Raw genomic sequence first — 6,638 nt, forward strand, 5'->3', positions numbered from 1 at the left:
GATATGGAATATTACGAAGAAGACCGCGAAAACCTCGGACAAGCCAACAAGTATGAACTTGCGCTCAGCAAATACAATACGGCACTCCATGACGATGAAATCGCTGCGAAAACGGCGAATCTTCTCAACAAATACATGCAAGAAAACAATACGAAGGAGGTAAAGAAATTCCTTTTCAACTGCATTGATTTGACCACGCTGAAATGTACCGACAGCGAGGAAAGCGTGATGCGTTTCACCGAAAAGGTTAATGAATTTGTAGACAAATATCCCGACCTGAAAAACGTAGCTGCCATCTGCGTCTACCCCAACATGGCGGAAATCGTAAACAGCACGCTGGAGGCGGACGATGTAAAGATAGCCTGCGTTTCGGGTGGTTTCCCCTCGTCGCAAACCTTCACGGAAGTGAAAGTTGCCGAAACCGCAATGGCACTCCACGCCGGAGCCGATGAAATCGACATCGTTATCCCGGTAGGCAAATTCCTGAGCGGAGATTACGAAGGAATGTGCGATGAAATCGAGGAACTGAAAGACGTATGCGGCGACAAGCATCTGAAAGTAATCCTCGAAACAGGTGCATTGGGCAGTTCCGAAAACATCAAGAAAGCCTCTATCTTGGCGATGTATTCGGGGGCAGATTTCATCAAGACATCTACCGGCAAAGAGAAACCTGCCGCTACGCCCGAAGCTGCATACGTGATGTGTCAAGCCATCAAGGAATACTTCCTCGAAACCGGTCGGAAAGTAGGTTTTAAGCCCGCCGGAGGCATTAACACGGTAGAAGATGCCCTCGCCTATTACACCATCGTAAAAGAAGTATTAGGAAAGGAATGGCTGACCAACGAGTTTTTCCGTTTGGGAACAAGCCGGCTGGCTAACCTTTTGCTGTCGGACATCGTGGATGAAGAAACAAAGTTCTTCTGATTGTGAGATAAAACGCTACCCATAGAACACATCAACGCTTCGGGTAGAACAGAGTAACGCTACCGCATGGGATGAGTAACACTAATGGTAGCGTTTTCCGGCTCTATCCGCATAAAAAAAGCCCGATGAAATCGGAGGTTTCATCGGGCCGTATAGTGAAGATAACGAATGTTATTCCGCTTATTTTTCACGCTCTATCACGTAGTCGATATACGCGGTAAGTGCTTCGCGAATGGAAGGTTCGGCAGATTCCGGGAGCAGGTCTAATGCCTTGTCGCGATACGAACGCATCACGCTTTCGGCGTAAGCGATACCTCCCTCCTGCTTTATCAGTTCAACAAACGAGGCGATTTCTTCCTTAGAGGCTTCCATCGAACGAATCCGGAGTGCCAATGCGCGGAGCGATTCATCGTTCGTCTTGTTCAACACATAAAGGGCAGGCAATGTCAGTTTGCCTTCCAGCATGTCATTGCCGGTGGGTTTGCCCAGCTCCGGACAAGTATAATAATCGAAAATATCGTCTTTAATCTGAAACGCAATGCCTATCATCTCGCCAAATAATGCCGCATTCCGTTCTTCCGTCTTTCCCGCGTGTACCGAAACCGCACCGCTTTCGGCACTTGCCGTAAACAGAGCCGCTGTTTTCTTACGGATAACGTTGAAGTAAACTTCTTCCGAGAAATTCTGATTGGAGGTGTTTTCCAGCTGGATAATCTCCCCTTCCGAAAGATCTTGTCCCAAACGTGCCACCAGTTCCACCAATTCCAAGATACCCGTATGCGCTGCATGTTTCAAGCTGGTGGCAAGCATGTAATCGCCTACCAGAACCGATATTTTGTTGTTATAAAGTGCGTTTACCGATGACTGTCCGCGCCGCTCGTCACTTTCATCCACCACATCGTCGTGAACTAAACTGGCTGTGTGAAGCAACTCCAACGATAGGGCAGCATGTAAAGTAGCATCCGCCACTTCACCAAAAAGCTTGGCCATCAGCAACACCAGAATGGGGCGCATCATCTTTCCGTTACGCTTCCTGATGTATCCCAATACTTCGCCCAACAGCGGATTGTCACTGCGCAGCGACATCTCAAAAAGCGTTTTAAATTCGCCCAGTTCTTTTTCTATCGGTAATTTAATTAGTTCCAGTTTATCCATGCAGCATTTAATTATCGCACAAAAGTAATAATAAAACAGCTAATAGCGTATTTTTTTGTACTTTTATGCCTTAAAAACCTAAGATTTTTATAACGAAATGGATAAACTATTTCTACTCGACGCTTACGCACTGATTTATCGTGCTTACTACGCCCTTATCAAAAACCCGCGCATTAACTCAAAGGGTTTCAATACTTCTGCCGTGCTTGGCTTTGTCAATACGCTGGAAGATGTGCTCAAAAAGGAGAACCCCACACACATCGGGATAGCCTTCGACCCTGCCGGACCGACCTTCCGCCACGAAGCCTTTGAGCAATACAAGGCTCAGCGGGAAGAAACTCCTGAAGTAATCCGGCTTTCGGTTCCGATTATAAAAGATATTATCCGCGCTTATAACATACCTATCTTAGAAGTACCGGGGTATGAGGCAGACGATGTAATCGGCACACTGGCTACCGAAGCGGGCAAGCGGGGCATCCGCACGTATATGATGACTCCCGACAAGGATTACGGACAGTTAGTGGGTGAATATGTATTTATGTATCGCCCGAAATACGGTGACAAAGAGTTCGACGTGATGGGAGTGGAGGAAGTAAAGGCGAAATTCAACATCCAGTCGCCTACCCAAGTCATCGACATGCTGGGACTGATGGGCGATGCTTCCGACAACATTCCGGGTTGTCCGGGCGTGGGCGAAAAGACAGCTCAGAAACTCATCGCCCAATTCGGCAGCATCGAAAACCTGCTTACCAATACCGACCAGCTGAAAGGCTCTATCAAAACAAAGGTTGAGACCAACCGCGAGCAAATCGAATTTTCGAAATTTCTTGCCACAATTAAAACCGATGTTCCCATTGCGCTCGATATGGATGCGCTGAAGCGCGAAACTCCGAACGAAGAAGCCTTGCGGAAAATTTTCGAGGAAATGGAGTTTCGCACGCTGATGGAGCGGGTATTTAAAAACGAGAAGAAAACCACCCCTACCCCTGCCGCTCCACAAGCCGATCTCTTTGGATTTTTTGCGGACGAGAATACAGATGAAATTAAAAATTCAAATCTCACGCGCTTAGAAGACCTATCTTACGACTATCAACTAATTGATACAGAAGAAAAAAGACAAGAATTATTACAAAAGATACTTACAAAAGAAATTTTCAGTCTGGATACGGAGACTACGGGAACTGACCCGATTACCGCCGAACTCGTAGGAATGAGCTTCGCTTACGCCGAAAATCAGGCTTTTTACGTACCGGTGCCGGCTGAACGTGAGGAAGCGCAAAAAATTGTTAATCTTTTCAAGCCCGTGTTTGAGAACCCAAAAACTTTAAAGGTGGGACAAAACATCAAGTACGATATGCTTGTACTTTCCAACTACGGCGTAGAAATCGGAGGTCCGATGTTCGACACGATGATTGCCCACTACATTCTTCAACCTGAGCTTCGGCACGGAATGGATTACCTTGCCGAAATCTATCTGAAATATGAAACCATCAAGATAGAAGAACTGATAGGAGCCAAAGGAAAGAATCAGAAAAACATGCGCGACCTTCCGCCATCGGATGTATATAAGTATGCCTGCGAAGATGCTGACGTAACGCTGAAGCTGAAACACGTTTTGGAAAAGGAACTTGAAACAAGCAATGCCAAGCCGCTGTTTGAGGAGATAGAAATGCCGCTCGTCCCGGTACTTGCCTACATGGAACGAAACGGCGTGCGCATAGATACCGATGCCCTGAAAGAGACATCGAAACATTTCACGGCGCGCATGAACCAAATCGAAGCAGAGGTTCACCAACTGGCAGGAGTGGAATTCAATATCGCCTCACCCAAACAAGTCGGCGAAGTGCTGTTCGACCGCTTGAAAATAGTAGACAAGGCGAAGAAAACCAAAACCGGACAATATGTAACTTCGGAAGAAGTGTTGGAAAGTCTGCGGGGCAAACACGAGATAGTAGGAAAGATATTGGAACACCGCGGACTGAAAAAGCTGTTAGGTACGTACATCGACGCCCTGCCCCAACTGATAAATCCGCATACGGGGCGCATCCATACGTCGTTTAACCAAACCATTACGGCTACCGGGCGTTTGAGCTCCAGCAACCCCAACCTGCAAAACATCCCCATCCGTAACGAAGACGGAAAAGAAATACGCAAAGCGTTCATACCCGACGACGGGTGTGAGTTCTTCTCTGCCGACTATTCACAAATCGAGTTGCGCATCATGGCTCACCTGAGCGGCGACCCCCACATGATAGAAGCCTTCCAAAAAGGGCAAGACATCCATGCTGCCACGGCTGCCAAAATCTATAAGATAGACCTGAGCCAAGTAACACGCGAGCAACGAAGCAAGGCGAAAACGGCTAATTTCGGTATCATTTACGGCATTTCGGTATTCGGACTGGCGGAACGCTTGAACGTCGACCGCAAAGAAGCGAAAGAACTAATCGACGGATATTTTCAGAATTACCCGCACGTAAAAGAATACATGGATGAAAGCATTCGCTCGGCACGCGAGAAAGGATACATCGAAACCATATTCAAGCGCAGACGCTACCTGCCCGATATCAACTCACACAATGCAGTGGTTCGCGGGTATGCCGAACGAAATGCCATCAACGCTCCGATACAGGGAAGCGCTGCCGACATCATCAAAGTAGCCATGATACGCATCTACCGCCGCTTCAAAGAAGAAGGTCTGCAATCGAAGATGATTCTTCAGGTACATGACGAATTAAACTTTAGCGTAGTGCCCTCAGAACGAGAGAAAGTAGAGCAAATCGTGATAAGCGAAATGGAAAGTGCTTACAAAATGAAAGCTCCCTTGCAAGCAGACTGCGGTTGGGGTAAAAATTGGTTGGAAGCACATTAAACGGTTCAAACTGTTAACATATCTTTAAATGGTAACACTTTGCTAATTTATTGCATTTTTTTAGGCAAAAATTAGGTGTATTATCAAGTATTTTACTACATTTGCAGCGTAAAGATAATCAAAAAGAAAGTAAAACCTTAAAGTTATAAAGATATGAAAGCTTTGAATTTAATTAAAATCACATTGGTTGCAGTAATTGCATTTGTTGCTAACGTTACAGTTTTTTCTGCCAATCCGGATAACAATTTAATCTATAACGCAGAAGAAGTCAACGGAGTGAAAGTATCAGAAACCGTTTACAAGATGGACGGCAATATGCTGACAAACTATATGAAATATAATTATAAGTATGACGACAACCAAAGAATGACGGAAAACGTTTCTCAGAAATGGAACAGCATGAAGAACCGTTGGGAAAACGACCTCTGCATCCGTTATACTTATAGTAACAAGAGCATTACCACGGAATATTACAAATGGAATGCAAGAAAGAAAGATTTCATTTTGGTTCCCGAAATGACAATCACAATGGATAAGTAACATTAAACGAAACATTCATAAACTCTCTTATTCTATAAAGAGGCACTTTGTGAGAAGCGCCTCTTTTTTATGCTTGCTATCCCTTCCTTCCCTTCTCCTTGCCGCCCGACTTTATCAACTTAGCGGCAATCTTCTTACAAATTATAACCTGAAAGCATAAAAACAGAGCTTTCGGAAACATTTTTCCAATGTTCGGACAGGTTAAAACACTACGGCTTGCGTTGACCAACTTATGCGGATGAATTGGGGTAAACATGCGGATAAACACCCGCATCCATCCCAATGAATTTTATGCCGCAATTTACACGTATCCCTTAGAAACAATTTAACTTATACACCTAATCAGATAAGTTGATTAAGCGTATAAGATTTCTTGCTTATCTTCTTGATTTTTCTAAATATTTTTATTAAAATTGCCAAAAATCATTCAGGAAAACCTTTGTTCAATTACAAATCACAAGTCCAAGAAAAATCCTATAAAAATCTAACCTCTTAATCAATAATCACTATGCGAATCATTAACTTCAAATTTCTGAAGAAGAAAATCCATTTTCTTTTCAGAAGCCCGGCTATCGGATGGGTATGTTTATTATTCTGTTTGTTCAACTTCTCTTGTTCTTCGGACGATGATACCCCACCCGCCTCCTCATCTCCCCGTTTAAACGAATCAGATAGTTTGGCAATGGTCAACATCTACAAAGCTATCAACTAAATCTCTAAATTATGAAAACATTCAACAATACATCCACCGTACAACCATTATTTTTATTCTTTTTCATAATAACATTATTTTCTTGTAACAATAATGATTTCTATGAAATTAACAACAACAGAAAATCTTCTACGATTACAAGTCGTAGTATAAACACACAAATTGACACAACAATAAACAAATCACCGTTCAGTTACTATCCACCTTCCATTTCTTTAGAATTACTCTATAAATCTGGCAGTGGACTTATTTATTCCGTAGAGCCTCGCAATATAAGTACATCAGACGATGGAAAAGAACCTGCTTATTTCCGAATAAAATGCCACCAAGATATAAGTCACGTCAGGATTGACTGGATATATACGGGAACACCCTCAAACAGATATCCTAAAGAATATACACAAAAATCAACAGATGGATATTTTTATATCAAAGAAT

At 43.7% G+C, this 6,638-nt stretch carries 5 protein-coding genes; 4 read left to right on the forward strand and 1 reads right to left on the reverse strand.

All coding sequences use genetic code 11. The features are described from left to right. The first annotated feature begins 3 nt into the window (after nucleotides 1–3). The gene (deoC, locus tag M3085_RS09810; RefSeq protein ID WP_191710163.1) at nucleotides 4–924 is read left to right on the forward strand and encodes a deoxyribose-phosphate aldolase; all 921 of its coding nucleotides are present in this window, start codon (nucleotides 4–6) and stop codon (nucleotides 922–924) included. A 180-nt stretch (nucleotides 925–1,104) separates the two neighbouring features. Here the strand turns inward: deoC and M3085_RS09815 are convergent, their stop codons facing one another. Continuing rightward, nucleotides 1,105–2,079: a polyprenyl synthetase family protein gene (locus M3085_RS09815; protein WP_191710162.1), complete on the reverse strand. Its 975-nt coding sequence runs from the start codon at nucleotides 2,077–2,079 to the stop codon at nucleotides 1,105–1,107. Between the two features lie 97 nt (nucleotides 2,080–2,176). Here M3085_RS09815 and polA point away from each other — a divergent pair, with 97 nt between their 5' ends. The 3 genes from polA to M3085_RS09830 form a co-directional block, all read left to right on the forward strand. After that, nucleotides 2,177–4,948, forward strand: a complete 2,772-nt coding sequence (gene polA / locus M3085_RS09820; protein ID WP_249052907.1) for a DNA polymerase I — start codon at nucleotides 2,177–2,179, stop codon at nucleotides 4,946–4,948. A gap of 153 nt (nucleotides 4,949–5,101) precedes the next feature. Further along, the gene (locus M3085_RS09825) at nucleotides 5,102–5,488 is read left to right on the forward strand and encodes a DUF3836 domain-containing protein (RefSeq protein WP_178257281.1); all 387 of its coding nucleotides are present in this window, start codon (nucleotides 5,102–5,104) and stop codon (nucleotides 5,486–5,488) included. Between the two features lie 723 nt (nucleotides 5,489–6,211). Then, nucleotides 6,212–6,638, forward strand: a 427-nt coding sequence (locus M3085_RS09830) for a hypothetical protein (RefSeq protein WP_249052908.1), incomplete at its 3' end; no start/stop codon positions are given.

Origin of the sequence: Bacteroides caecicola (assembly GCF_023337095.1) — a bacterium.
Lineage (GTDB): Bacteria > Bacteroidota > Bacteroidia > Bacteroidales > Bacteroidaceae > Phocaeicola > Phocaeicola gallinarum.

What these genes read in the sequence shown, in the direction of transcription:
- deoC (WP_191710163.1), top strand. Translation starts at nt 4, where the DNA reads ATGGAATATTACGAAGAAGACCGCGAAAACCTCGGACAAGCCAACAAG.
- polA (WP_249052907.1), top strand. Translation starts at nt 2,177, where the DNA reads ATGGATAAACTATTTCTACTCGACGCTTACGCACTGATTTATCGTGCT.
- M3085_RS09825 (WP_178257281.1), top strand. Translation starts at nt 5,102, where the DNA reads ATGAAAGCTTTGAATTTAATTAAAATCACATTGGTTGCAGTAATTGCA.
- M3085_RS09815 (WP_191710162.1), bottom strand. Translation starts at nt 2,079, where the DNA reads ATGGATAAACTGGAACTAATTAAATTACCGATAGAAAAAGAACTGGGC.